The following is a 25564-nucleotide window of genomic DNA, read 5'->3' on the forward strand; positions in this document are numbered from 1 at the left end:
CTGAACCTTGGCCACCTCGTGCATTCGTGCACGGGGTGGTTTTTTTATTCGGCAGCCAGCGGTAGCCCGTAATCGCGGCGATCCGGTACGATCTCGTCCGCCAGCGTGCGCACCAGTTCGGCAATCAGCCGCGCGACCCCCGGCAGACGGGGGCTGGTCCCCGCCAGACGCGCATCGAGATAGAGCGTGCGACACACTTCCAGTTGGAGTGCATTGATACCCAGCCCGGGCCTGCCGTGCCGGTCGAGCACGTAGCCACCGGCATAGGGCCGGTTATGCGCCACGCCTCGATCGCTGGACCCCAGGAACTGCAGCGCGCGGCCCGCCACGCCATCCTCGCATGAGGCACCGAAACGGTCGCCGATCACGAATTCGGTGGGCCGCTGGCCCGGGTGGCTGGCGGCAAGCGGCGGCATCGAGTGCAGATCGATCAGCAGGGCCACGCCCCAGGTCCTGCGGATCGCATCCAGCGCCCGGGCAAGAGCGCGGTGATAGGGTTCGTGAATCAGCGCGATTCGCTCCGCCACCTCGGCGCTGGTCAGATCCGTGCGCCAGATTTCGCCCACCCCCGAAACGCGGCGGGGGACGAGGCCGAGCCCGCTTCGCGCGCGACGATTGGCGCTTGAGTGCGCAGGCCTGTCCGCGGGCGCATCGGCGACCATCGACCAGTCCATGTCATCGGGTGCCCGGTTGAGATCGAGCATTGCCCGCGGGGCATGTGCAATCAGCGAGGCAGCGCCCGTCTGCCGCGCCACCTCCAGCGCCAGCCGATCGACGTGGCGATCCTCCAGCCGCAACTGGGCGATGGCCGGATTGCGCATCGCATCCGCAATCCGCGCAGGATAGGCGCGACCGCCATGCGGTGCCGCGATCAGGATCGGAATTGCAGTGTTCTCAAGATTCTCGAGGGTGAAGGCCGGCGCCCCGCTGCCGGGGATCATTCCACCTGCAATGCCCTGTCCCGAATCGCTGCCGCGCGCGCCTTCCATGTTCGCCGTGCTGAACCGGAACACAGGGTGTGTCAAAGCAGGGCAAGGCACTGACACGCCAAAGATTCATTAAGTGGTGGCCGCTATGGACGAGGGTCTATGAGCAAACCCACCTTTCAGCGGCGAATCCTTCTGGCGGAGGACGAGGAAGCGATGCGGACCTATCTGACCCGCGCGCTCGAAAAATCAGGCTACGCAGTCGATTCGGTCGATTGCGGAACGGCGGCCCTGCCCCTGCTCGAAAGCGGCGATTACGACCTTCTGCTGTCCGATATCGTGATGCCGGAGATGGACGGGATCGAACTCGCCCAGCGGTGCGCGGAGATCAGCCCGGAGACGAAGGTGATGTTCATCACCGGATTCGCGGCGGTTTCGCTGAAGGCAAGCGCCGACCAGCCGCAGGCCAGGGTGCTCTCGAAACCGTTCCATCTACGCGATCTGGTACTTGAGGTGGACCGGGTTTTTGCGGACGCGAGAGAGGCCCTTCTGTAACAAGCAACTTTAGCCTCTTGTAACGGTGAGCAGGCGCGGCTAGATGGCGCCTCCGCCGACAAGACGGCGATCCCCATGGTGCGGGCGTATAGCTCAGGGGTAGAGCACTATGTTGACATCGTAGGGGTCGGAGGTTCAAATCCTCCTACGCCCACCATTGGGGTTTTCGAAAGGGGCGTCGCGGCGAGCGGCGCCTTTTTTCGTATCTGGCTGCAAGCTCCCCTGCCCCGCCGCCAGCGCGGCATTGCTGGTTACCCCGCCGCATCGGCACAGCGCTTTGCGTCCGCGATCCTTGCACCCGCCCGGACCTCTGCTAAAGCCGCGCCAGATTCACCCACAAATTGCAACGCACGGACCAGCAGGGACGGATAATGGCGAAAATTCAGGTCAAGAACCCGGTCGTCGAACTCGACGGCGACGAAATGACGAAAATCATCTGGCAGTGGATCCGCGAAAGGCTGATCCTGCCCTACCTCGATATCGACCTTAAGTATTACGACCTGTCGATCGAGAAGCGCGACGAAACCGACGACCAGATCACGGTCGATGCGGCCAACGCGATCAAGCAGTACGGCGTCGGCGTGAAATGCGCGACGATCACTCCCGACGAAGCGCGGGTCGAGGAATTCAGCCTCAAGAAGATGTGGGTTTCGCCCAACGGCACGATCCGCAACATCCTTGGCGGCGTGGTCTTCCGCGAGCCGATCGTGATCGACAACGTGCCGCGCCTCGTCCCCGGCTGGACCGACCCGATCGTGGTCGGCCGTCATGCCTTCGGCGATCAGTACCGCGCCAAGGACACGCTGATCCCCGGCAAGGGCAAGCTGCGCCTCGTCTTCGAAGGCGAGGATGGCGAGAACATCGACATCGACGTATTCGAATTCCCCAGCCCCGGCGTCGCGATGGCGATGTACAATCTGGACGACTCGATTCGCGACTTCGCGCGCGCCAGCTTCCAGTACGGCCTCGACCGCAAGTGGCCGGTGTACCTGAGCACCAAGAACACCATCCTCAAGAAGTATGATGGCCGCTTCAAGGACCTGTTCCAGGAAGTGTTCGACGCCGAGTTCAAGGCCGATTTCGACAAGGCCGGGATTACCTATGAACACCGCCTGATCGACGACATGGTCGCCGCCGCGCTCAAGTGGAGCGGCAAGTTCGTGTGGGCCTGCAAGAACTACGACGGCGACGTGCAGTCGGACATCGTCGCACAGGGCTTCGGCTCGCTCGGCCTGATGACCTCCGTGCTGATGACGCCCGACGGCAAGACCGTCGAAGCCGAAGCGGCGCACGGCACGGTCACCCGCCACTATCGCCAGCACCAGGAAGGCAAGGCGACGTCGACCAACCCGATCGCGAGCATCTTCGCGTGGACGCGCGGCCTGATGTATCGCGGCAAGTTCGACGATACGCCCGAAGTGGTGAAGTTCGCCGAGACGCTGGAAAAGGTCTGCATCCAGACGGTCGAGAGCGGTCAGATGACCAAGGATCTCGCGCTGCTGATCGGCCCCGGCCAGAGCTGGCTGACCACCGAGCAGTTCTTCGAGGCGATCGTGACCAACCTCGAAACCGAAATGAAGAAGCAGGGCCTCGCCCCCGCCTGATCCGGAACACCGGTTACGTGAAAATCCAGCCCCGGCGCCTCACTCGTAGGCGTCGGGGCTTTCTATATGCGGGCGGTCGATGCCCAGCCCGATGAGCCTGGCAGGCAGGCGTTGCAGTGGGCTCACCGTATCGATCAACCGCACTGGCAGCGGCGCCCGGTCGATCGGCTGATCGCGCTGGAGGATCGGCCGGATGATCCGATCCTGCGCGAGCTTTTGCATCATCTGCATGTAATGGACCGACCGGGCGCGCAGCTGCTGCACGCGCGGCAACAGCGGATCGGGATCGTCTCCGCGTGCGAGCGGCGCCGCCAGCACGTTCGCCGCGACCACTGCATCCTGCACCGCGACATTGATACCCACCCCGCCGATCGGGCTCATCGCGTGGGCGGCATCCCCGATCGCCAGCAACCCGTCACGGTTCCACCGAGTCAGACGGTCGAGCGCCACGCTCAGAAGCTTCACCTCGTCCATATCCGAGAAAGCGGCGATCGCCCCATCGAGCTCGGGCACCAGACCCAGCAAGCGATTGCGAAACGCGTCGATCCCCTGCGCGCGAATTTCGTCCGCCTTGCCTTTGGGAATCAGGAACGCGCACTGAAGGTAAGTGCGCCGGTTGATCAGGACGAGAAACTTGCCCGCAGCGAGCGAACCGAAACTCTCCGGGCCGAGCCCTTCGGGGCGATCGAGCCGGAACCACAGGACATCCATCGGCGCGCCGATTCGCTTGAGCGGCAGCGCCGCCTCTTCGCGCATGATCGAGCGGCGCCCGTCCGCGGCGATCACCAGCCGCGCGGGCAGCACCTCCCCGGCGCTGGTTTCGACCGCCGATACCCGCCCGCTGCTATCGTTACGGGCGGCAACCGCCTCTGCCCCCATGCGCAGTTCGAAACCGGGGTACTGACGCGCTTTGCCGGCCAGAAAATCGAGCAGATCCCATTGCGGCATCATCGCGATGTAGGGCGCTGGCACGGGCAGGTGTCGGAAGTCGGCAATTTGACGCTGCTCGCCTGCGATCCTGAGCCCGATCTGCTCGACCTTGCTGTGTTCGATTTCCAGCAGTTCATCGAGCCAGCCGAGCTGGTGGAACAGGTCGAGCGTCGAGGGATGGACCGTGTCGCCGCGAAAATCCCGGAAAAAGTCCTCGTGCTTCTCCAGCACGGTCACCTTCACGCCCGCGCGGGCAAGCAACATTCCGGTAAATATTCCCGCCGGGCCTCCGCCAACGACGATTACCGGTAATTCGGGATCATGTGGCACCTTGGACGCTCTCCTTTGTTCAGGCACTAGTGCCCGTTGAACACTGCATACAGGAGACGATCCGATCTCGACCACCGACAAGACCAAGGCCCGCCTGGAAGTCCGCCAGGCGAAGCTCAAGGATGTGCCCGATATCGCGGAGCTGGTCCGCCGCGCCTATGTCGATCTGCCGCCCTACAAGCTGGGCGAGATCCGTGGGCAGCTGAACAATTACCGCGAGGGTTGCTTCGTTGCCAAGCTGGATGGGGTGATCGTCGGCTATTGCGCGTCGATGCGCCTGAAGGCGAATGTCGCGATGTCGGATCACTCGTGGGACGAGGTTACCGGCAACGGGTTCGGCAGCCGGCATGATCCGACCGGCGACTGGCTCTACGGCTACGAAATGTGCGTCGATCCCAAGGTGCGTGGCACCCGGATCGGACGACGCCTGTACGAGGAGCGGCGCGCGCTGGCCGAGCGGCTCGATCTGTCGGGCATCGTCTTCGGCGGGCGCATGCCCAATCTGGCGAACGCGATGCGGCGCAAGCGCAACCGCGCGGAGGGGCCGGAGGACTATCTCGAGAAGGTCGTCGACAACAAGATCCACGACCCCGTGCTGCGCTTCCAGCTGGCCAACGGGTTCGAACCGCAGGGCATCCTCGAGAACTATCTGCCCGAAGACAAGCGCTCCAAGGCGTTCGCCGTGCGCATGGTCTGGCGCAATCCGTATGTCGATGCCGACGCGCCGCGCAAACATCGCCTGCCGCGCGATGTCGAAAGCGTGCGGATCGCGACCTGCCAGTTGCAGGCGCGCGCGGTCTCCGGCTTCGACGAGTTCATGCGCCACGTGGAATATTTCGTGGACGTCGCATCGGACTACGAAAGCGATTTCATCCTCTTCCCCGAGCTGTTCACACTGATGCTGCTGAGCGCGGAGGAAAAGGAGCTGAGCCCGATCGAAGCGATCGAGGCGCTGAGCGAGTACACGCCCAAGATCCGCCAGAAGCTTTCCGAGCTGGCGCTCAACTACAACATCAACATCATCGGTGGGTCGCATCCGACGCGGATGGACGATGGGGACATCCACAACGTCGCCTATGTCTGCCTGCGCGACGGATCGATCCACGCGCAGGAGAAGATCCACCCCACCCCCAACGAAGCCTATTGGTGGAACATCAAGGGTGGCGATTCGATCGATGCGATCCCAACGGATTGCGGCCCGATCGGGGTGCTGATCTGTTACGACAGCGAATTCCCCGAACTCGCCCGCAGGCTCGTAGACGAAGGCGCGCGGATCATCTTCGTGCCCTTCTGCACCGACAGCCGCCAGGGCTACATGCGCGTGCGCTATTGCGCGCAGGCTCGCGCGATCGAGAATCAGTGCTTCACCGTGCTCAGCGGCAATGTCGGCAACCTGCCCAACGTGGCGAACATGGATATCCAGTACGCGCAGAGCTGCATCCTGACCCCGTGTGACTTCCCCTTCGCGCGCGACGGGATCGCCGCCGAAGCGAGCGAGAATGTCGAGACGCTGACGATCAGCGACGTCAATCTGGCAGACCTCAGCTGGGCGCGCGCCGAGGGCACCGTGCGCAATCTCGCGGATCGCCGCTTCGACCTCTACCAGATCGAGTGGGACAAGCGCGTGGGCCAGATCTCCCCCCGCATCGGCGAGGCAGAGGCCGAAGCCGCCGGACAGGACGCGGCACCCAGGGGCCCACACACCCCGGGCGGTGGGTAATCACGGACTTTCGCTCATTTCAGGCCTTCAACGGCTGGGCAGGCTTGATATGGTCGGCCCGTGGCAGGTGAACTTCAACCGACGACTGCGCTGTCCGACGCGCTGGTGATTTTGGGCGCAGCGGGAATCGTCATCCCGCTGTTCGCCCGTTTCCGGATCACGCCGGTGATCGGCTTCCTGTTGATCGGCATCCTCGTCGGCCCGTATGGGCTCGGCGCGCTGACACCTGAAATCAAATGGCTGACGGCGGTGACGATATCCGAGCCGGATTCGCTCGCGATCTTCGCCGAGTTCGGAATCATCCTGCTGCTGTTCACGATCGGGCTGGAACTGTCGTTCAACCGGTTGTGGCAGATGCGCAGGCTGGTCTTCGGGCTCGGCGCGCTCGAGTTGACGATCATCGGCACCTCGATCGCGCTGGTGCTGGCGATGATGGGGCAATACTGGACCGGCGCGATGGCGCTGGGTCTGGCGCTGGCGCTGTCATCGACTGCGATCGTGCTGCCGATTTCCGGCACCAGTTCTCCGGTCGGCAAGGCCGCGCTCTCGATGCTGCTGTTCGAGGATATCGCGATCGTCCCGATCATCTTCATGCTCGGCGCGCTCGCCCCTTATGCACAGGCCGACGGGCTCACCGGGCTGTGGACCACCCTGTGGCAGGGTGCGGCGGTGATCGCGGTCCTGCTGATCCTGGGCCGCTATGCCCTGCCGGTCCTGTTCGCGCAGGCTGCGCGTACCAAGAGCCCCGAGGTTTTCCTTGCCGCCACGCTGGTGGTGGTGATCGGTGCCAGTCTCGCGACCGGGATCACCGGCCTCTCCCCCATTGTCGGCGCGCTGATCGCAGGGCTGCTGATCGCAGAAACCGATTTCCACGGCGAGGTCGAGACGATCATCGAGCCCTTCAAAGGTCTCGCACTCGGTATCTTCCTGATCACCATCGGGATGAGCATCGATCTGAAGGCGCTGGCCGACAATGTCGGGATCATCCTGACCGCGGTGGTGCTGGTGCTGTCGTTCAAGGCGCTGGTCACCGGGCTGCTGCTGCGCATGATGGGCGCGCGGCGCAACACGGCGACCGAGACCGGCATCCTGATGGCGAGCCCTTCGGAAACCACGCTGATCGTGCTTTCTGCCGCAAGCTCGGCGATGCTGATCCAGCCGGGCACGACGCAGTTCTGGCAGATCGTGACCGCGATCGGTCTCACCGTAACCCCGCTGCTGGCCTTCGTCGGGCGCGCGGTGGCCCGCAGGGTGGACCCCGTCCCCGATCCCGCGCGCGACCAGTCCGCCCCGGCGGGCCGGGTGATCGTGGTGGGCGGCGGGCGTGTCGGCCGGCTGATCGCAGACATGCTGCGCGTGCACGAGAAGCCCTATGTCGCCATCGAGTCCGATGCGGACCTGGCGCTGCAGGACAAGCGCGATGGCTACAACGTCATCTTCGGCAATGCCGCTCGGCTGGAAACGCTTCGCGCGCTGCGGGTAGAAGACGCCTCCGCAATCGTGCTGACGATGGACGCGCCGGTTCTGGCCCAGCAGCTGGTTGCACGGCTTCGGCGCAATTACCCCGATCTGCTGATCGTCGCGCGTGCCCGCGATGCCAGCCATGCCGCATTGCTCTATCAGGCTGGTGCGAGCCACGCGGTCCCGGAAACGCTCGAAAGCTCGCTGCAGCTGTCGGAGGCGGTGCTGGTGGATATCGGAGTGGCCATGGGGCCGGTGATCGCCTCGATCCACGAGAAGCGCGACGAGATGCGCAAGCAGATTCAGACCGAAGGCGCGCTGGAATACGCGCCCAAGCTGCGCACCAGCACCGTATCGGCAACTGCACCTTCAAACGTGCCGGCGGATCTGTCTTCCGACTGATCCGGACCTTCTTTCGCTGCCAACCATTGGTAGGGAAAGGAGAATTTATATGTCCGACATCGACCCCACCAAGCCGATCCCGAACGACGAGAAGTTCAAGCCGCAAAATCAGCAAGGAAGCGGCAAGGCCAAGCCGTCCGCTCGCCGGGACGCCTCCAGGCCTGCCGATACCGGCGGTGAAGACCTGAACCGTGGCAGCCAGCCAGACGCGCGGCGAGCAGGCAGCGGCGCCCGCTAAACAACTGTCCGAGCGCGCGTTCGGCTAGGCGTTTACCGCCTCGGCCAGCGCGCCTCGAACCGCATCAAGCGCGGCCCCGGCGTTAGCCGCATCGGGGCCGCCGCCTTGCGCCATATCCGGTCGTCCCCCGCCGCCCTTGCCGCCGAGCGCGGCAACACCGGCGCGGACCAGCTCGACAGCGCTGAAGCGATCCGTCAGGTCGTCAGTGACAGCGACCGCGAAGGCGGCCTTGCCGTCATTGGTCGCGCAGATCGCGGCGATCCCCGAGCCAAGGCGCTGCTTCGCCGCATCGAGCAGCGGGCGAAGTTCCTTGGGGTCCAGCCCTTCGATCACCTGACCGCTGAAGGTCACACCATTGATCGTCTCGTCGCTGACCTGCGGCCCGTCGCCACCCCCGCCCGACAGGGCGAGCGCACGCTTGGCGTCGGCCAACTCGCGCTCGAGCGTCTTGCGCTGTGCAAGCAGGGCATCGAGCTGCGCGACCGCCGCATCGGGCGTCGCGCCCAGCTTGCCACTGATTTCGTTGAGAGCGTTCGCTCGGGTGCGAAGATACTCACTGGCCGCATTGCCGGTCAGCGCCTCGATCCGCCGGACGCCCGAGGATACGGACGATTCGCCGATGATCGCGAACAGGCCAATATCGCCGGTCCGTTCCACATGGGTGCCGCCGCACAGCTCGATCGAGAAATCCGCGTCGGCATCGCGCCCCATCGAAAGCACGCGGACTTCGTCGCCGTATTTTTCCCCGAACAGCGCCATCGCTCCTGCAGCGACCGCATCGTCGGGTGTCATCAGGCGGGTGCCGACTTCGGAATTGCCACGGATCTGGGAGTTCACATCCTGCTCAATCCGGTCGAGCCCTTCGCGGTCGATCTTCTCCGGGTAGGAGAAGTCGAAGCGCAGGTAATCCTCCGCCACCAGCGAGCCCTTCTGGGTGACCTGATCGCCAAGGCGCCGGCGCAGTGCAGCATGAAGCAGATGGGTCGCGGAGTGATTGGCGCGAATTCGGTTGCGGCGCTGCTCGTCGACGGTCAGCCGGACCTCGTCGCCCACGCGCACTTCGCCCGCCTCGATCTTGCCCTGATGTGTGTGGAGCCGACCGAGCGGTTTGCCCGTGTCGCGCACCGCGATACGTAGGCCATCGTGTGTGGTGATGCTGCCGCTGTCGCCACTCTGGCCGCCGCTCTCGCCGTAGAAGGGCGTCTGGTTGGTCAGCAGCACGACATCTTCGCCAGCAGCCGCCGACGTCACTTCGACGCCATCTTTCACGATCGCGACCACTTGGCCCTCCCCCTGCGTGGCGGAATAGCCGGTGAACTCGGTCGCGCCCTCGCGCTCGGCGATGGTGAACCACACCTCGCTATCGGCGGCCTGTCCACTGCCCTTCCACGCCGCACGCGCAGCCTCCCGCTGGCGAGCCATCGCAGCGTCGAAGCCCTCGCGATCGACCGCGATGCCCTGGCCGCGCAGCGCATCTTCGGTGAGGTCGTAGGGGAAGCCGTAGGTATCGTAGAGCTTGAACGCTACCTCGCCGTCGAGCTGATCGCCCTTGGCCAGCGAGCCGGTCGCCTCGTCGAGCAGACGCAGGCCCTTCTCCAGCGTTTCGCGGAAGCGCGTCTCTTCGCGCTCGAGCGTTTCCTCGATCAGCGCCTGGCCACGGCCGAGTTCGGGATAGGCCTGGCCCATCTCGCCGACCAGCGTGGGGACGAGGCGGTGCATCAGCGGCGTTTTAGCGCCCAGAAGATGCGCGTGGCGCATGGCGCGCCGCATGATCCGCCGCAGTACGTAGCCGCGCCCTTCGTTCGACGGGAGCACCCCGTCCGCGATGAGGAAGCCGGTCGCGCGCAGGTGATCGGCGATCACGCGGTAGCTGGCGATTGTCTGGTCCGTCGCATCGGCGTGAAGCTGGGCTTCGGTGGATTCGATCAGCGTGCGGAAGGTGTCGGTGTCGTAGTTGTTGTGGACACCCTGCAGAACAGCAGCAATCCGCTCCAGCCCCATGCCGGTGTCGATATTCTGGTTGGGCAGGTCGCCGATGATTTCGCCGCCCCGCTGCTCGTTCTGCATGAAGACGAGGTTCCAGATCTCGACGAAGCGGTCGCCATCCTCTTCCGGAGAACCGGGAGGGCCGCCGGGGATATGATCGCCGTGATCCCAGAAGATTTCGGAGCACGGTCCGCACGGGCCATCATCGCCCATCGCCCAGAAGTTGTCCTTGGTCGCGATGCGAATGATGCGGTCTTCGGGTAGGCCCGCAATCTTGCGCCACAGATCGAACGCCTCGTCATCCGTGTGATAGACCGTGGCGAGAAGGCGATTCTTGTCGAGACCGAACTCCTCGGTCAGCAGCGTCCAAGCATTATGGATCGCCTGTTCCTTGAAGTAGTCCCCGAACGAGAAATTGCCGAGCATCTCGAAGAAGGTGTGGTGCCGCGCGGTGTAGCCCACATTGTCGAGGTCATTGTGTTTGCCGCCTGCACGCACGCACTTCTGCGCGCTGACTGCGCGGGGGGCCGGGGGCGTTTCGAGGCCGGTGAAGACGTTCTTGAACGGCACCATACCCGCGTTGACGAACATCAGGGTCGGATCGTTATGCGGCACCAGTGGCGCCGAGGCGACACGCTTGTGGTCGCGCGATTCGAAGAATTCGAGGAAGGTCCGGCGGATGTCGTTGGTGCTGGTCATGATCCAGCCGAGTTAGGCAAGAAGGCCGTGGCCGACAAGCTTTCACAAAGCGCGTTGATGCGGGATCACCGGTGGAGGTTACGTCAGGCCTCTGGCAGCAACGCGCCAGACAACGGAAAAACCGGCCGCGAGGCTTCCAGAGGAAAGCGACGCAACCGGTTTTCCGGGTTCCCGGGCGCGAGGTCTGCAGCGCCCGCTTGAGAAGAAGCGATCAGTCCTCCGCGTCAGGGCCGACCATCATCTCCTCGGCGACATCGTCGGTCTTGCCGCGGATCGCAGCCTCCAACTTGTCGCAAATTTCGGGGTTTTCCTTGAGGAAGGTCTTCGCATTCTCGCGGCCCTGCCCGATCCGGATGCTGTCGTAGGAGAACCATGAGCCGGATTTCTCCACCACGCCCGCCTTCACGCCGAGGTCGAGGATTTCGCCGATCTTGGAGATGCCCTGCCCGTACATGATGTCGAACTCGACCTGCTTGAACGGCGGTGCGACCTTGTTCTTGACCACTTTCACACGTGTGGAGTTACCGATAATTTCGTCGCGGTCCTTGATCTGGCCGGTGCGGCGGATGTCGAGCCGCACGCTGGCGTAGAACTTGAGCGCATTGCCCCCGGTGGTCGTTTCCGGATTGCCGTACATCACGCCGATCTTCATCCGCAGCTGGTTGATGAAGATGACCATGCACTTGGAACGGTTGATCGACCCGGTCAGCTTGCGCAGGGATTGGGACATCAGGCGTGCCTGAAGGCCGACGTGGCTATCGCCCATCTCGCCTTCGATTTCGGCACGCGGGACCAGCGCGGCCACCGAGTCGACCACCAGCACGTCGATCGCATTGGAGCGGACCAGCGTGTCGGTAATTTCAAGCGCCTGCTCGCCCGTATCGGGCTGCGAGACGATCAGTTCGTCGATATCGACGCCCAGCTTCTTGGCGTAGACCGGGTCGAGCGCGTGTTCGGCGTCGACGAAGGCGGCGGTGCCGCCGGCCTTCTGCGCCTCTGCGATCACATGCAGCGCCAGAGTGGTCTTGCCCGAGCTTTCCGGCCCGTAGACTTCGATCACCCGGCCCTTGGGCAGGCCGCCGATGCCGAGCGCGATATCGAGACCGAGCGAGCCGGTCGAAATCGATTCGACATTCATCGTTTCCTTCGAGCCCAGCTTCATCGCCGAACCCTTGCCGAATGCGCGGTCGATCTGTGCGAGTGCCGCGTCGAGCGCTTTTTGACGGTCCACGTTGGTTTCCTTGTCGTCTACCAGCTTCAGTTTCGCAGCAGCCATCGCACGCCCTCCTTCATGTTCCTAGAGAGGCTCTCGCCTTTTCGACATGAGCAGTATGTACCGCTTATGTTCTTATAGAACAAGGGGGGAACGAATATTTTTCGGAACGCGAGATGAAACGTTGGAAATCAGGCGCTTGCAGCGCCCAGCACCTCACCCACCTTGCGTGAGATCTGTTCCACGCTGAATGGCTTCGCGATGAAATACATGTTGTCGATGCTGATCTCGTTGCGCAGAGTTTCCTCGGCATAGCCCGACATGAACAGGATCGGGAGGTCGGGCTTCAGCTTGCGGATCGCGCGAGCCATTGCCGGACCGTCCATTCCCGGCATCACCACGTCGGAGACGACCAGGTCGAAGACGCCGCCATTGGCGATCTCGGCGAGGCCGTCCTCTCCATCGGGCTGGGCGGTGACGGTGAAGCCCGCGCGGACCAGCGCGCGCTCGGCCACCGCGCGGACCATATCCTCGTCCTCGACCAGCAGCACGCGCCCACCGCCGGACCAGCGCCGCGCTGGCTCGTCGGGATCGGCGCGGCGCTCTTCCGCAGTGGGCGCGCCGTGGTGCACCGGCAAATAGACAGTGAAGGCGGCCCCGGAGCCCAGTCCATCGCGAGGGCCCACGTTCTCGGCATAGATATAGCCGCCCGACTGGCGGATGATGCCGTAGACGGTCGACAGGCCCAGCCCGGTGCCCTTGCCCAGCTCCTTGGTGGTGAAAAAGGGATCGAAGATCTTGCCCATCACCGCGGCCGGGACCCCGCCCCCGGTGTCGCGCACGATCAGCGCGGTGTAGTCACCGGGCGGCATGTCGGGGCCGAGGCTGCGCGTTTCCTTGAGCGAGACCTTGCGGGTCGACATCACCAATGTGCCCGTTCCGTCGCCCTGCGCGGCAATCGCATCGCGCGCGTTGACCGCCAGGTTCACGATCACCTGTTCGAGCTGCCCCGGATCGGCGCGGACCGGACCAAGATCGCGATCGTGCCGCACGCGCAGCTCGATCTTCTCCCCCAGCAGGCGCTTGAGCAGCTGGCTGACCTCGGAGATGACGTCGGGCAGTTGCAGCACCTCGGGGCGCAGCGTCTGCTGGCGGCTGAACGCAAGCAGTTGCCTGGTAAGGCTGGCCGCACGATTGGAATTGGCGCGAATCTGCTGAATGTCGTCGTAATCGCTGTCGCCCGGCATGTGGCGCAGCAGCATCAGGTCGCAATAGCCGATGATCGCGGTCAGCACGTTGTTGAAATCGTGCGCCACGCCGCCCGCCAACTGGCCGATCGCCTGCATCTTGCTCGCCTGCGCGATTTGCCGCTTGAGCTCGGTTTCTTCCTTCGAATCGACCAGCGACAGCAGTACGGCGGGTTCGCCCAGCCCGCGCACGCTGGCGAGACCCAGCGAGACCGGCTCACCCGGCGCGGTTTCGAGCCGCACCGCAACGTCGCCGCTCGCCACCCCGCCCTTGCCGAAACGGCGCACCGCGTCGGAGATCGCACCTTTGTCCTCGCGCACGACCAGGTCGGAGGGGAAGGTCGGCAGGCCCTTTTCTGTCCGTCCGACCGCGCGCAGGAAAGACGGGTTGGCGAACAGGAAGCGTCCGTCGCGATCGGTCATCGCCAGGCCCAGCGGCAGGGCCTCGATCAGCGACTCCACCTTGGGCGCGGTATCGGCGGAGACATGCTCGGCAAGAGCGACATGCGCCTCGACCAGCAGCATCAGCGAAGGCGCATCCTGCGGGTTGGCGGCCCATTCATCGTCGATATCGTTGAGTGGCACGTGGATCAGCTGGAAGGGCTCGCCCTCCCGGCCCGCGCGGGCAAAATATATCCGCTCGCGCTCGTCGAGCCGGAGGAAATCGGCGAATTCACGGCCGACCAGCGTGGCCGAAGGGTCGCCCGCAGCGCGCTCTGCAAATGCAGGCGAGGCTGCGCGTACGGTGCCTTCGGCGGTAACCAGCGCGGCCACCACCCCCGCGCGGCCAAGCATCCTGCCCAGCGCGCCTGTGACCAGCTGCGATATGTCGCTGGCAAGATCTTCGCTCGATTCGGGACGGAAGCGCCAGACAAGGTGATCCTCGCCCCGCCCCGCCCGCTGCGCCTCGACCTCCCAGCGCACATCGTCCTTGCCCAGCGAGAGGTGCGCCGCGTGCGCGCGCCCTTCGCGCCAGGCCTCGCGCGCGGTTCTGAGCAGTGCTTCGGCGGCAGCCTCCTCGCTCAGGGCGAGATTGGGCGGAGCCTTCTCGACCCCGAAGCGGGAGGAAAACGACGCGCTCGCGCAGACCAGCCGGTTCGCGCGGTCGGTGATCGCCACCAGCGCACCGGGCTGGTCGATCGCGGTGAGCGTCACGCTCCAGTCGGGCGGTGCCAGTTCCACCCGCTCCGCACCTGCGGCCTTGCCTCGCAGAACGATCAGCAGGGTCATCAGCGTCGCGAGCCCGCCAGCATAGGCGGCGGTCAGGATCGGCAGGTCGCTCAGCAGCCATACCGCCGCAACGCTGACCACCAGCGCGAGCAGCAGGACCAGCCAGCCGAGCGGGGTTCCCCCGGCGCCAGGCTGAGCGAATGGCTTCACGATGGCGTTGCCTGCGATGGCGCGGCGGCCGCTTCGCGGGCGATCGCGCCGCGCTTCAGCCGTTTCTTGCGCCGCCGGCCCATGGCGGCGCGCCATATCCACTTGGTCAGGAGATAACCGATCGGGGGGAACAGCGCCGCGAAGAGGAAGAAGCCGAACACGGTCGCGCCCGCCGCCTCGAACAGGCCGCCAAGCGTCATCAACCCGTCCTGCGGCAACAGCACGTTGCCGCCATCGGGGATGATGGTCAGCACCTTGTGGCCGACCCGGTTGGCTGCCCACAGCCAGAACGGAAAGGTCAGCGGATTGGTCACCAGCGTGGTCGCGCTGGCGATCGGCACATTGGCGCGCACGGTGAAGGCGAGTACCAAGGCGAGGAAAATCTGGCCGAACGGAATCACGAACCCTGCGAACAGGCCGAGCGCGACGCCGCGCGGCACGTTGCGGCGGGTGAAGCGCCATAGTTCGGGGCTGAGGAAACGGTGTGCGATAGGCCGCAAGACACGGCTTTCGGCCAGCTTTTCCCGGTCGGTATATCGACGCAGGTAGCTCCACGTTGCCGAACGTGCGGACGGCTTGTGAAGGCTATCTGATGGCTGGATCATAATGCTCGTTCGATAGTGGTGTCGGCCATGCCGAAGGGCAAGCCGGAGGTCGTCGTTTTACCCCATAGTAGAGGCGCAGGAGCACTAGCCGAAACGGGGTGGCTGGTTCATTAATCAAGCGGCCCGGATCGTCGCAAAATCCGCCCTTCCCAGCGCACCTGAAACTATCCCCGGTCGCGCAGGATTCGTGCCTTGTCGCGCTGCCAGTCGCGATCCTTGATGTAGTCGCGCTTGTCCTTGGTCTGGCGGCCCTTGGCCAGCGCCAGTTCGACCTTCGCCCGACCCTGCCCGTTGAAATACATCGACAGGGGCACAAGCGTCATTCCCTTGCGCTCAACCGCACCTAGCAGCTTCTCGATCTCCCTTTCGTGGAGCAGCAGCTTGCGCGGGCGCTTGGGCTCGTGGTTCAGGCGGTTGCCGTGGGTGTATTCGGGGATGTTGGCATTGATCAGCCATGCCTCCCCATCGCGCACCTCGGCGTAGGATTCGGCGATCGTCGCCTCGCCCGAGCGGAGCGATTTGACCTCGGTCCCCTGCAGCGCGATCCCTGCCTCGAACTTTTCCTCGACCGCATAGTCGAACCGCGCGCGCCGGTTCTCGGCGACGGTCTTGCGCTTGTCGAAGGTAGGAGGTTTGGGACGTGCCATAAGGGGCCGCGATGTAGGGGCACGCGGACGAAAGGGAAAGGGGCCGCGCATGGAGTGGGGATGAAATCGCGCCTGCGCTTGCGCAGCGCGGCCGCAGCGTGGCTATTCCTGCTTGATGCAATCCAGCGCGCCAGAGCCCTTCCGCATTCACGACCGCGCAATCGCGCCGGGCAGTTCCGAAATCCTGACCATCCCGGTCAGCCAGCAGGTCACCGGGCTCGACGCATCGCTCGCGCTGAAAGTGCTGCACGGGGCGAAGCCCGGCCCGGCGGTGTTCGTGAGCGCGGCGATCCATGGGGACGAGATTGTCGGGACCGCGATCATCCAGCGGCTGCTCGACCACCTGATGCCGGGCGCGATGGCGGGCACGCTGATCCTTGCCCCGGCGGTCAATATCTACGGTTTCGCCTCGCACAGCCGCTACCTGCCCGACCGGCGCGATCTCAACCGCAGCTTCCCGGGTTACGAGAACGGCAGCCTCGCCGCGCAGCTGGCGCATACGTTTCTGGAGCAGGTGATCGACCGCTGCTCGCTCGGCATCGACCTGCACACCGCCGCAGTCCACCGGTACAATCTGCCGCAGATCCGCATCGCTTCGGGCAGCCCCTACCTCACCGAACTGGCGATGGCCTTCGCCCCGCCGATCATTATCGAGAGCCCGCTGCGGCCCGGATCGATGCGCGCGCTCGCGCATGATCGCGAAACGCCGATGCTGCTACTGGAAGCGGGCGAGGCGCTGCGGTTCGATCGCTATGCGATCAATGTCGGCGTCGGCGGGGTACTGCGCGTGCTGGCGCATATCGGGATGATCGAGCTCGACGACGGGCTCGCGGCGGTCAAGGTGCCGACCCGCGCCAACCGCTCAAGCTGGGTGCGCGCACCGCGCGGCGGAGTCTCGCGCCGGGTGCGCAAGTCGGGCGACGTGGTGCGGCGGGGCGACATGCTGGCGGTGGTCGGCGGCCTGTTCGGCGAGGACGCTCAGGAACTGGTCAGCCCGGTCGACGGCATAATCATCGGCCACGCGACCCTGCCGGTGGTCAACCAGGGCGACGCGCTGTTCCATATCGCCGAGGTCGAGACGCTGGATGGCGTCGGTCACGGCGCACGCAGCATCGCCGATGCGCTGGCAGTCAGCGAACCGCCCCACCCGCCGACCACGCTGCTGGACGAGGACGAGGTGCTTTAGATTAGGACGCCTGGTTCGGAAGTGCCGGTATCGGGCGAATAAGGCGGGCAAAGAATGCACCAGCGAACCAGCCGCCTAGCGCGGATGAAGGGATGACCAGTAAACCAGATTGGCCAGGCAGCATCTCGATCAGCCCAAATCCCGTTGCAACTGTTGGCCAAAGCCCAGAATTTGGATCGTGAAGCGAAAGGTCAGCAAACTTGACTGCATTGCCTGCGCATGCGTGCACTAGTCCAGCAATCAGGCCAACAACCCGGCATCCTGCTCCAAAGCGTCGCGCGCTCGCGAAGGCAATTCCCAGCAGGACCGTGGTCGGAATCAGCGCGAGAAATGCGCCCCACAGAAGTATCAATGCCCACGCCAACGGATTTATCAGGTCGATTAGCGCTAACGGGCTTTCGCCTTGCGCGAGATCGTTCAAGGCGGATAACGCGAAGGTCGTCCAAGTCGTCACGAAAATGGCAACTAGCGCCGACAGAACCAAAAAAATCAAGGCTTCGACATACCTCACACCAGCCCCGCGTGCTCCAGCGCCTTGTCGACCGCGCGGCGGGCGTGGTCGGAGCAGGCGACCAGCGGGAGGCGGACCTCGTCGGTCATCCAGCTCTGCGTGCGTGACAGCGCGTACTTGACCGGCGCAGGGCTCGAATCCTCGAACATCGCGTAGTGCAGCGGGTAGAGCCGGTCGTTGAGTTCGCGCGCGCGGACCAGGTCATTGTCGGCGCAGGCCTTCTGGAATTCGGCGCACAGGGCGGGCGCGACGTTCGCGGTCACCGAAATGCAGCCCGAACCACCCGCCGCGTTGAACGGCAACGCGAGTTCGTCATTGCCAGACAGCTGGCAGAAATCGCGACTGATGCCCATGCGGTGGTCGGCCACGCGCGAAAGATCCTCGCTCGCGTCCTTGATCGCCACGATCACCTCGGGGAATTTTTCCGCCAGCTCGCACACGGTCTCCGGCTGGAGATCGGTCACCGTGCGACCCGGCACGTTGTAGAGCACGATCGGCAGGTCGCCATGTTCGGCCAGATGGCTGAAATGCGCGATCAGCCCCGCCTGGCTCGGCTTGTTGTAATAGGGCGCGACGCACAGCCCCGCGGTGACGCCGGCCTTCTTCGCGAACTTGAGATGCAGCAACGCGTTGTTGGTGTCGTTGCTGCCGCAACCCGCGATGATCGGCACGCGGCCCGCCGCCTGCTCCACGCACATCTCGATCACCCGGTGGTGTTCGGCATTGGACAGCGTAGAGGCTTCGCCGGTGGTGCCGCAGGGCACCAGCGCGGCGCTACCCTGCTCGATCTGCCAGTCGACCAGCGTGCGGAACGCCGCCTCGTCGACCTTGCCGTCCCGAAATGGAGTGACGAGCGCGGGGATTGAGCCTGAGAACATTTGAGTCGCTCCTGCGTTGAGCTTATATGAGGGGCGAGAAACGGAGCTTTCATCGCCCCATCAATCCCTTCGTTCAGTGCCTGATAAGGAGCCAGCGGCCATAATGTCCAGCATGACCAGACTCCCCTTTTTGGCGCTTGCGCTAGTTTCCACCACCTCGATCGTCCCACCCGCCTACGCGCAGGATGCGTCGAGCTGGGATCGTGCGCGGGCAGACCTGATCGCGTCCGCCCCCTCGCAGATGGCGCAGGTCGTCGCGCGGTGGGACTATCTGATCGGCCAGGACAGCCTGCCCTTTACCGATTATGCGAGCTTCCTGCTCGCCTATCCCGACTTCCCGCAGGCCGACCGGCTGCGCGCGCGGGCCGAAAACGCGCTCGACGAGAGCGTCGCCAGCCCGGAAAGCCTGGTCGCTTATTTCGACGCGCTGCCCCCGCTCACCAATGCGGGCAAGGCGCGTTACGCGCTCGCGCTGTCCTCGGTCGGGCGGCCCGAAGCTGCTGCGGTTGCCCGCGAGGCATGGCGCGGCGGCAGCATGAGCGCGACCAGCGAGCCCTACCTGCTGTCGATCTTCGGCAACCAGTTCTCGCCCGCAGACGACGACGCGCGGATGGACGCGCTGCTGTGGCAGAGCGCGCTGGAAGCCTCGCAGCGGCAGATCAATCGCGTCTCGCCCGCCAAGCGCGACATGTTCATGGCGCGGCTCGCCCTGATCCAGGGCTACTCGCCCGAAAGCCAGGGCTTGCCGGTTCCCCCCGATGCCAATCAGGATGCGGGCTACGTCTATAATCTGGCGAAGTATTACCGCGAAAACCGGCAGCTGCCGCAGGCGATCACGCTGCTCGCCAGCCGTCCTTCGTTCCAGCGCCCCGCCTTCGACCCGGAAGATTTCGTGGGCGAAGCGCTGCGCGTTGCGCGCGGTGCGGGCTCCGACCCGTCCGCGCAGATTGCTGCCAAGGTCGACGATCTGTTCGCGCCGGGCACCGATATCAGCAAGGAAGCCTATCGCCTGCGCGACGACTATACCTCGCTGATGTGGCTGGGCGGGACCAACGCCTACTGGAACCTCGGCCAGCCGGGCCGCGCGGCGCCGCTGTTCTACCGCTATGGCGCCGCGGCGCAGACCCCGCAGACCCGCTCCAAGGGGTTCTACTGGGCCGGCCTCGCCTCCGAACGTGCGGGCGACCGCAGCGAAGCCAACCGCTATTACGAGATGGCCGCGCGCTATGCCGACCGTTTCTACGGCCAGCTGGCGCTCGCCAAGCTGGGCCGCGAAGTCCCGCCGCTCGGCGGAGACAGCGTCGCCCTGCCCACCGCGCAGCAGCGCGCCGAATTCGAGAACGCGGCGCTGACCAAGGCAGTGCGCGAAGTGGCCCGCGGCGCTCCGTGGCGCACCGGGATCCAGTTCTACCAGGCGATTTCCGAACAGGCCGACACGCCCGAGGAACACGCGCTGGTCGCCGAGCTGGCGCGCGAGACGGGCCGCCGCGATCTGGCGGTCAACGTCGCCGAGGCCGCTGCGGCGGACGGCCATCGCGGCTTCGTCAGCCAGGGCTTCCCCACCGTCACCCCGCCGGGCGGCGCGAACTGGACCATGGTTCACGCGATCGCGCGGCAGGAAAGCCAGTTCGCCGCCAATGCGATCAGCCACGCCGGTGCACGCGGCCTGATGCAGCTGATGCCGGGCACCGCGCGCGAACAGGCGGGCAAGCTGGGCCTTGGCTATGATCGGGAGAACCTGATCGCGGTCCCGAGCTACAACATGCAGCTGGGCGATGGCTATTTCGCCCGGATGATGAGCTATTATGGCGGGTCCTACCCGCTCGCCATCGCGGCCTATAACGCGGGCCCGGGCAACGTGAACAAGTGGCTGCGCGCCAATGGCGACCCGCGCGATGGCGGGATCGACTGGGTCACCTGGATCGAGCGGATCCCGATCTACGAGACCAAGAACTACGTCCAGCGCGTGATCGAGAATGCCGCCGTCTACGAGCAGCTCAATCCCGACCGCGCGCAGTTCGGCAAGCCCAGAATGGCGGGTGACTTCCTGCGCTGAGCCGCGCTAGGCTGGGGGCATGAAAGGCGACAATCCGATCACTCCCGCGGGCTATTCCGCGATGAAGGCGCGTTACGACCACCTGCTGGGCACCGCCCGGCCCGAAATCGTGGAGATCGTCAGCTGGGCGGCGGGCAATGGCGACCGCTCCGAAAACGGCGACTATCTCTATGGCCGCAAGAAGATGCGCGAGATCGACCGCGAACTGGCGCATCTTGCCCGGCGGATGAAGGCGGCGCGGGTGATCGACCCCGCCGACCAGCCCAACCGGGACCGCGTCTTCTTCGGTGCGACCGTGACTCTGGTGGACGAGGACGATCGCGAGAAAGTGCTCACCCTGGTCGGCAACGACGAGGCGGAGGCGAGCGAGGGCCGGATCGGCTGGGGCTCGCCCATGGCACGCGCGCTGCGCGGCGCGGAGGTCGGCGATCTACGGATGGTCAAAGGCCCCACGGGCCTGCGCGAATGGGAAGTTCTCAAGATCTCCTATCCCGAACGCAAGGGCGCAGCGGCGTGAAGCGCGCAATCATTCTGCTGGGAACTCTAGCAATACTGGCCAGCCCGGCGCTCGCCCGCTCCTCGCTTGGCGTGTTCGACGACTGGGGCGCCTTTCGCGATCCGCGCCTGCCGCGCTGCTATGCGATCTCCAAGGCGGATCGGAGCCGGGGCGCACGCGAGTTCGAGCCTTATGCGACCATCGGCACCTGGCCCAACCGCAAGGTCCGCAATCAGGTGCATGTGCGTCTGTCGCGCCGCCTGGCAAGCGATCCCTCGGTCACCTTGCGCGTCGGCGGAGAGAGCTATCGCCTGACCGCTGGAGAAGCGGACGCTTGGGCGCAGGACAGGCGGATGGACGCAGCCATCGTCGCCGCCATGCGATCGGGCACCCGGATGAGTGTGTCCGCCACAGACCGCGGCGGGAACCGCTTCACCGATCGCTACAGCCTGTCCGGCGTCGCCACCGCGATCGACGCGGCGACCATCGCCTGCGCGCGCGACTAGCCCAACAAGAAAGGGCGCGGCCCGCCAAGGCCACGCCCTCCCTTTGAGATCGTAAGATCAGGTGCGCTTAGAAGCGCATGCCGAGACCCACGGTGACCTGGTGACGGTCGGTATCGACATCGAAGCGGTCGCTATCGGGCAGCGTGCCGTCGAAATCGACTTCAGCCTTGGAATAGTTCGAATAGCGGTATTCGATGTTGGTGAAGAGGTTCTTGCCGAACGCATATTCAAGGCCGCCACCCACGCGGTAGCCGTCGAGATCGTAGTTCGTGTCGAACTCGGTCGTGCCGTCGCTGCTGCGCACGTTGAGGCGGGCGTTGGTGTAGCCGCCCTTGGCGTAGAACATCATGTTCGGGTTGGCCTTCACACCAATGCGGGCACCGACGTAGATGTCGCGACCGGCCGAGACGTTGCCGAAGCCGAAGCCTTCGAAGTCACCGGCTTCGTAATCCGTATCGGCGGTCGAACCGGTCAGTTCGGCTTCCGGGCCGAGCACGATGTTGCCGAGATCGACGTCGTAACCGATCGTGGCACCATAGATGACGCCTTCGGCCGACTGGTCGTTGTTGTCGTTGCCATCGTCATCGACGCTGCTTCCGGCGGTGATCTGGTCATAGCCGGTCGTGCCCTGGATGCGGAAACCCGAGAACGGCGAGTCCGGATCGGCCTGAGCGGCGGCAGGCGTGGCGAGCGCGGCCAGGGAACCGGTGGCGAGAATAGCAAATGCGATTTTCATTTCAGATACTTCCTTCTTTGTCATGCCGTCTGCGATGCGGCACACAGCAAGGAAATGGTTCTCCGCCTGCGAAGTTTCATGAATGTCACACAACAAGAAACTGTGGCATTCCGGTAACATTCGTTCGCCCAGCTGACGTTTTCGCACGATCAACGGCAGGAACCGGACGGCGGCATGTGCGTGCGCCGCTGGAATTTCGCCGCAGAAGCGATTATGTGCGGCTCTCCCATGGCCAATACAGACCTCATGCCCACCCCCGGAGCGTTCGATCCGGTTCCGACCCCGCGCGATATTACGCCTAGGGCGGACGGGCGCGTGGACCTCATCGGCCTGCCCAAGGCGCGCATCCGCGAGCTTTTCGAGGCCGCCGGGCTCGACGCCAAGGCCGCCAAGCTGCGTTCGAAGCAGGTGTTCCACTGGCTCTATCATCGCGGCGTGACCGAGTTCGAGGCGATGACCGACATCGCCAAGACCATGCGCCCGTGGCTGACGGAACGCTTCGTGATCGGACGGCCCGAGGTGGTCGAGGCGCATCACTCGACCGACGGCACCCGCAAGTGGGTGCTGCGCACCGCCGACGGGAACGATTTCGAGATGGTCTTCATCCCCGATGCGGATCGGGGAACCCTGTGCATCTCCAGCCAGGTCGGCTGCACGCTCAACTGCCGTTTCTGCCACACCGGTACGATGCGGCTGGTGCGCAACCTGACGCCGGGCGAGATCGTCGGCCAGGTCATGCTCGCACGCGACAGCCTTGGCGAATGGCCCAAGGGCTCGATGGCGGGGCTGGACGAGGTCGAGGACAGCGCCGAATATACGTCCGACGGGCGCCTGCTGACCAATATCGTGCTGATGGGCATGGGTGAGCCGCTGTATAATTTCGACAATGTCCGCGACGCGATGAAGCTGGTCATGGATGGCGACGGGCTCGCCCTGTCGAAGCGCCGCATCACGCTCTCGACCAGCGGCGTGGTTCCGATGATGGAACGCTGCGGCGAGGAAATCGGCGTGAATCTGGCGGTCTCGCTCCACGCCGTGCGCAAGGACGTGCGCGACGAGATCGTCCCGCTGAACAAGAAATACGGCATCGAAGAACTGCTGCAGGCCTGCGCAGACTATCCCGGTGCCAGCAACGCGCGGCGGATCACCTTCGAATACATCATGCTCAAGGACAAGAACGATAGCGACGAGGATGCGCGCGAGCTTGTCCGTCTGCTCAAGCAGTACGACCTGCCCGCCAAGGTGAACCTCATCCCGTTCAACCCGTGGCCGGGCAGCGATTACGAAACCTCCCTGCCCGAGCGCATTCGCGCCTTTTCCGACATCGTCTTCGAAGGCGGGATCAGCGCGCCGGTCCGCACCCCGCGCGGGCGCGACATTGGTGCAGCCTGTGGCCAGCTGAAGACCGCTGCCGAGAAGAAGAGCCGCGCCCAGCGCGATCGCGAAGCGGCGCAAGCTGCCGAGGAAAAAAGCGCCGCGTGAGCCTGACCGTCGAGGCGATCTGCGCCGGACGCGCAGCCCGGCTCCCCGGCGACAAACGCAGCGCCATCTCCAAATCGCCACTCGACGGCCCGGTTGAAATAGGCCCGCGCGGTGTCGCGGGCGACGAGCAGGTGAATCGTAAGTACCACGGCTTTCCGGCGATGGCCGTGCATCTCTACCCGGCAGACCATTACGCATGGCTGCGGGATCTTGTCGGCGAGCGCCCCACGCTGGCCGGGCCAGGCAGCATGGGCGAAAACCTGTTCGTTCATGGGATCGAAGAAACCGCAGTCTGCATCGGCGACCGGTTCCGCCTCGGCACCGCAATCATCGAGGTTTCGCAGCCGCGCCAGCCGTGCGCGACGATCGAACGCCATCTGGGCCGCAAGGGCGTCGTCAAGGCGATCGTCGAGAGCGGCCGCTGCGGCATGTTCTTTCGGGTGATCGAGCCCGGCCTCGCCCAGGCGGGAGACTCGCTTGACCCGATAGAGCAAGGGGCAGCCGACTGGACCGTGCGGCGCGCCTTTCACCTCGTCTATGCGGGCGGCAAGCCGGATCGCGGCGAGCTGGAAGAGCTGGCCAGCCTGCCCCGCGTATCGGACCGGCTGGTCCACGACATTCGCCGCAAGCATCCGGCCGCCTGATCGGCGCGATCAGCTCTCCGGCTCTTGAAACAATCGCTTAGAGGTGTAACACTCTCATAACACACCAAGGGAGGTTATGCTTGCGCACATTTCTGACAATTCTTGCCGCGTTCGCTCTGGGGCTCTCCACCAGTGCGGCCGCCGATCCGGGGCCACCGGTCGCCCCGACCGAAATCATGGTCGGCGAGGAACTGCCGTATGCCTATTTCGCCACGCCGGAGGGCGAAGGCCCCTTCCCCGTCGTCATCGTGCTCGGCGGGAGCGAAGGGGGTGACATGGGCTCGCGCAGCTCGGCCCCGCGCTTCATCGAGCAGGGCTATGCCGTACTCGGCCTGCCCTACTACTCGCCCGGCTATCTTCCTCCCGCACGGCAGCTGCCCGACCTGCCCGAGGCGTTCGACTCCATTCCGCTCGAAAAGCTGGCGATCGCGCGCGACTGGCTGCGCGCGCGTGACGACGTGCAGCCAGATGCCATCGGTCTCTACGGCGTATCCAAGGGTGCGGAGTTCGTGCTTGCAGGGGCGAGCCGGATCGACGGATTTGCAGCCGTCGTGGCCATCGTGCCCAGCGACGTGATCTGGGAAGGCTGGGGTCCGGGCGCTAAGCCGGGTGAGGTCAGCAGCTTCTCATGGGCGGGCGAACCGCTTCCCTTCGTGCCCTATCTCGGCATGGAAGAGGAATTCGCGAAATACGCGATCCCCGGCGCGGTCGTCCGCCTGCGCACCCCGCAGGATGCGGGACGCCGTGCCAATCCCGACCGGGTGCCCGCCGCGCGCATTCGCGTGGAAGAAATCGACGAGCCCGTGCTGGTCGCGGGCGGCGATGCCGACAACACCTGGAATTCGGGCGGGATGGCGCAGAATATTGCCGAGCGACGTGCCGAGGCGGGCGGGCTGGAGACGGTCGCGATGATCTATCCGGGCGCAGGCCACGCGCTGTCTGGCACCGGCGTCCAGCGGACCGAGGGCGAGTTCCGTTACGACGAAGCCACGCTCGCCGCGCAGCAGGAAATCTGGCCCGCGACGCTCGCCTTCCTCGCCGAGCATCTCAAAGGCGAATGAGCTTCGATCAGGCCACGATCGACTATTACGCGCGGGCCGCGCCGCACTACACCGCCAGCACCGCG

The 25564-nt window shown here is 65.0% G+C and carries 22 protein-coding genes and 1 tRNA gene; 13 read left to right on the forward strand and 10 right to left on the reverse strand.

The window, feature by feature from the left end:
• Positions 1-44: 44 nt before the first annotated feature.
• The gene (locus tag KYN89_RS14405; RefSeq protein ID WP_346727243.1) at positions 45-1013 is read right to left on the reverse strand and encodes an N-formylglutamate amidohydrolase; all 969 of its coding nucleotides are present in this window, start codon (positions 1011-1013) and stop codon (positions 45-47) included.
• Between the two features lie 75 nt (positions 1014-1088).
• On the opposite strand from KYN89_RS14405, the gene cpdR reads away from it, so the two are divergent.
• From cpdR to KYN89_RS14420, 3 genes are all read left to right on the forward strand, one after another.
• Positions 1089-1481: a cell cycle two-component system response regulator CpdR gene (gene cpdR, locus KYN89_RS14410; RefSeq protein WP_197635719.1), complete on the forward strand. Its 393-nt coding sequence runs from the start codon at positions 1089-1091 to the stop codon at positions 1479-1481.
• Between the two features lie 82 nt (positions 1482-1563).
• Positions 1564-1638, forward strand: a tRNA-Val gene (locus KYN89_RS14415).
• A 214-nt stretch (positions 1639-1852) separates the two neighbouring features.
• On the forward strand, positions 1853-3085 hold the full coding sequence (locus tag KYN89_RS14420; protein ID WP_222825725.1) for an NADP-dependent isocitrate dehydrogenase: 1233 nt from the start codon (positions 1853-1855) through the stop codon (positions 3083-3085).
• A 39-nt stretch (positions 3086-3124) separates the two neighbouring features.
• Here KYN89_RS14420 and KYN89_RS14425 read toward each other — a convergent pair whose 3' ends face one another.
• Positions 3125-4372 carry an FAD-dependent oxidoreductase gene (locus tag KYN89_RS14425; protein WP_346727244.1) on the reverse strand — a complete coding sequence of 416 codons (1248 nt, stop codon included), beginning with the start codon at positions 4370-4372 and terminating at the stop codon, positions 3125-3127.
• A 37-nt stretch (positions 4373-4409) separates the two neighbouring features.
• Between KYN89_RS14425 and KYN89_RS14430 the strand changes: the two genes are divergently transcribed.
• From KYN89_RS14430 to KYN89_RS14440, 3 genes are read left to right on the forward strand one after another with little or no spacing between them, the layout of a single operon-like run.
• A complete protein-coding gene (locus tag KYN89_RS14430) occupies positions 4410-6065 on the forward strand; it encodes a bifunctional GNAT family N-acetyltransferase/carbon-nitrogen hydrolase family protein (protein WP_029140279.1) in 1656 nt (551 codons plus the stop codon).
• A gap of 60 nt (positions 6066-6125) precedes the next feature.
• A complete protein-coding gene (locus KYN89_RS14435; protein WP_222825727.1) occupies positions 6126-7928 on the forward strand; it encodes a cation:proton antiporter domain-containing protein in 1803 nt (600 codons plus the stop codon).
• 49 nt (positions 7929-7977) lie between these two features.
• The gene (locus KYN89_RS14440) at positions 7978-8166 is read left to right on the forward strand and encodes a hypothetical protein (protein WP_010234901.1); all 189 of its coding nucleotides are present in this window, start codon (positions 7978-7980) and stop codon (positions 8164-8166) included.
• Positions 8167-8190: 24 nt separating this feature from the next.
• On the opposite strand, the gene alaS is transcribed toward KYN89_RS14440, so the two are convergent.
• From alaS to smpB, 5 genes are all read right to left on the reverse strand, one after another.
• Positions 8191-10851, reverse strand: coding sequence for an alanine--tRNA ligase (alaS, locus tag KYN89_RS14445; RefSeq protein ID WP_222825728.1), 2661 nt, complete (start codon positions 10849-10851; stop codon positions 8191-8193).
• Positions 10852-11062: 211 nt separating this feature from the next.
• Complete coding sequence (gene recA, locus KYN89_RS14450) at positions 11063-12127, reverse strand: recombinase RecA (protein WP_010234893.1); 1065 nt, start codon at positions 12125-12127, stop codon at positions 11063-11065.
• A gap of 128 nt (positions 12128-12255) precedes the next feature.
• The gene (locus tag KYN89_RS14455; protein WP_222825729.1) at positions 12256-14691 is read right to left on the reverse strand and encodes a hybrid sensor histidine kinase/response regulator; all 2436 of its coding nucleotides are present in this window, start codon (positions 14689-14691) and stop codon (positions 12256-12258) included.
• Positions 14688-15296 carry a DUF2062 domain-containing protein gene (locus KYN89_RS14460; RefSeq protein WP_248285310.1) on the reverse strand — a complete coding sequence of 203 codons (609 nt, stop codon included), beginning with the start codon at positions 15294-15296 and terminating at the stop codon, positions 14688-14690. Before KYN89_RS14460 ends, KYN89_RS14455 begins: the two co-directional genes overlap by 4 nt.
• A gap of 164 nt (positions 15297-15460) precedes the next feature.
• The gene (gene smpB, locus KYN89_RS14465) at positions 15461-15943 is read right to left on the reverse strand and encodes an SsrA-binding protein SmpB (RefSeq protein ID WP_010234884.1); all 483 of its coding nucleotides are present in this window, start codon (positions 15941-15943) and stop codon (positions 15461-15463) included.
• 115 nt (positions 15944-16058) lie between these two features.
• Between smpB and KYN89_RS14470 the strand changes: the two genes are divergently transcribed.
• Entirely contained in the window at positions 16059-17129 is a 1071-nt protein-coding gene (locus KYN89_RS14470) for a succinylglutamate desuccinylase/aspartoacylase family protein (protein WP_222825730.1), read from the forward strand.
• Position 17130: 1 nt separating this feature from the next.
• Here KYN89_RS14470 and KYN89_RS14475 read toward each other — a convergent pair whose 3' ends face one another.
• Both KYN89_RS14475 and dapA read right to left on the reverse strand, forming a co-directional pair.
• Complete coding sequence (locus KYN89_RS14475; RefSeq protein ID WP_222825731.1) at positions 17131-17622, reverse strand: hypothetical protein; 492 nt, start codon at positions 17620-17622, stop codon at positions 17131-17133.
• Positions 17623-17636: 14 nt separating this feature from the next.
• Positions 17637-18518, reverse strand: coding sequence for a 4-hydroxy-tetrahydrodipicolinate synthase (dapA, locus tag KYN89_RS14480; RefSeq protein ID WP_010234872.1), 882 nt, complete (start codon positions 18516-18518; stop codon positions 17637-17639).
• 103 nt (positions 18519-18621) lie between these two features.
• On the opposite strand from dapA, the gene KYN89_RS14485 reads away from it, so the two are divergent.
• From KYN89_RS14485 to KYN89_RS14495, 3 genes are read left to right on the forward strand one after another with little or no spacing between them, the layout of a single operon-like run.
• Positions 18622-20574: a lytic transglycosylase domain-containing protein gene (locus tag KYN89_RS14485; protein WP_222825732.1), complete on the forward strand. Its 1953-nt coding sequence runs from the start codon at positions 18622-18624 to the stop codon at positions 20572-20574.
• Positions 20575-20593: 19 nt separating this feature from the next.
• Complete coding sequence (gene greB / locus KYN89_RS14490; RefSeq protein WP_222825733.1) at positions 20594-21091, forward strand: transcription elongation factor GreB; 498 nt, start codon at positions 20594-20596, stop codon at positions 21089-21091.
• Positions 21088-21576 (forward strand): invasion associated locus B family protein, encoded by a 489-nt coding sequence (locus KYN89_RS14495; RefSeq protein WP_222825734.1) that lies wholly within the window; start codon positions 21088-21090, stop codon positions 21574-21576. The genes greB and KYN89_RS14495 overlap by 4 nt, the downstream gene beginning before the upstream one ends.
• A 67-nt stretch (positions 21577-21643) precedes the next feature.
• Here the strand turns inward: KYN89_RS14495 and KYN89_RS14500 are convergent, their stop codons facing one another.
• Complete coding sequence (locus KYN89_RS14500; protein WP_222825735.1) at positions 21644-22312, reverse strand: outer membrane protein; 669 nt, start codon at positions 22310-22312, stop codon at positions 21644-21646.
• 228 nt (positions 22313-22540) lie between these two features.
• On the opposite strand from KYN89_RS14500, the gene rlmN reads away from it, so the two are divergent.
• The 3 genes from rlmN to KYN89_RS14515 all read left to right on the forward strand — a co-directional run bounded on the left by rlmN (position 22541) and on the right by KYN89_RS14515 (position 25499).
• A complete protein-coding gene (gene rlmN / locus KYN89_RS14505; RefSeq protein WP_222825736.1) occupies positions 22541-23794 on the forward strand; it encodes a dual-specificity RNA methyltransferase RlmN in 1254 nt (417 codons plus the stop codon).
• Entirely contained in the window at positions 23791-24438 is a 648-nt protein-coding gene (locus tag KYN89_RS14510; protein ID WP_222825737.1) for an MOSC domain-containing protein, read from the forward strand. The genes rlmN and KYN89_RS14510 overlap by 4 nt, the downstream gene beginning before the upstream one ends.
• A gap of 80 nt (positions 24439-24518) precedes the next feature.
• Entirely contained in the window at positions 24519-25499 is a 981-nt protein-coding gene (locus KYN89_RS14515) for an acyl-CoA thioester hydrolase/BAAT C-terminal domain-containing protein (protein ID WP_222825738.1), read from the forward strand.
• Positions 25500-25564: the final 65 nt, after the last annotated feature.

The sequence above is a fragment of the Alteriqipengyuania abyssalis genome (assembly GCF_019857185.1).
Taxonomy (GTDB): Bacteria; Pseudomonadota; Alphaproteobacteria; order Sphingomonadales; family Sphingomonadaceae; genus Alteriqipengyuania; species Alteriqipengyuania abyssalis.

Bases quoted from the DNA above. Each gene is read 5' to 3' on its own strand.
- smpB (WP_010234884.1), bottom strand. From the start codon at position 15,943: ATGGCACGTCCCAAACCTCCTACCTTCGACAAGCGCAAGACCGTCGCC.
- KYN89_RS14440 (WP_010234901.1), top strand. From the start codon at position 7,978: ATGTCCGACATCGACCCCACCAAGCCGATCCCGAACGACGAGAAGTTC.
- dapA (WP_010234872.1), bottom strand. From the start codon at position 18,518: ATGTTCTCAGGCTCAATCCCCGCGCTCGTCACTCCATTTCGGGACGGC.
- alaS (WP_222825728.1), bottom strand. From the start codon at position 10,851: ATGACCAGCACCAACGACATCCGCCGGACCTTCCTCGAATTCTTCGAA.
- recA (WP_010234893.1), bottom strand. From the start codon at position 12,127: ATGGCTGCTGCGAAACTGAAGCTGGTAGACGACAAGGAAACCAACGTG.
- cpdR (WP_197635719.1), top strand. From the start codon at position 1,089: ATGAGCAAACCCACCTTTCAGCGGCGAATCCTTCTGGCGGAGGACGAG.
- KYN89_RS14500 (WP_222825735.1), bottom strand. From the start codon at position 22,312: ATGAAAATCGCATTTGCTATTCTCGCCACCGGTTCCCTGGCCGCGCTC.
- KYN89_RS14460 (WP_248285310.1), bottom strand. From the start codon at position 15,296: ATGATCCAGCCATCAGATAGCCTTCACAAGCCGTCCGCACGTTCGGCA.
- KYN89_RS14470 (WP_222825730.1), top strand. From the start codon at position 16,059: ATGCAATCCAGCGCGCCAGAGCCCTTCCGCATTCACGACCGCGCAATC.
- rlmN (WP_222825736.1), top strand. From the start codon at position 22,541: ATGGCCAATACAGACCTCATGCCCACCCCCGGAGCGTTCGATCCGGTT.
- KYN89_RS14420 (WP_222825725.1), top strand. From the start codon at position 1,853: ATGGCGAAAATTCAGGTCAAGAACCCGGTCGTCGAACTCGACGGCGAC.
- KYN89_RS14485 (WP_222825732.1), top strand. From the start codon at position 18,622: ATGTCCAGCATGACCAGACTCCCCTTTTTGGCGCTTGCGCTAGTTTCC.
- greB (WP_222825733.1), top strand. From the start codon at position 20,594: ATGAAAGGCGACAATCCGATCACTCCCGCGGGCTATTCCGCGATGAAG.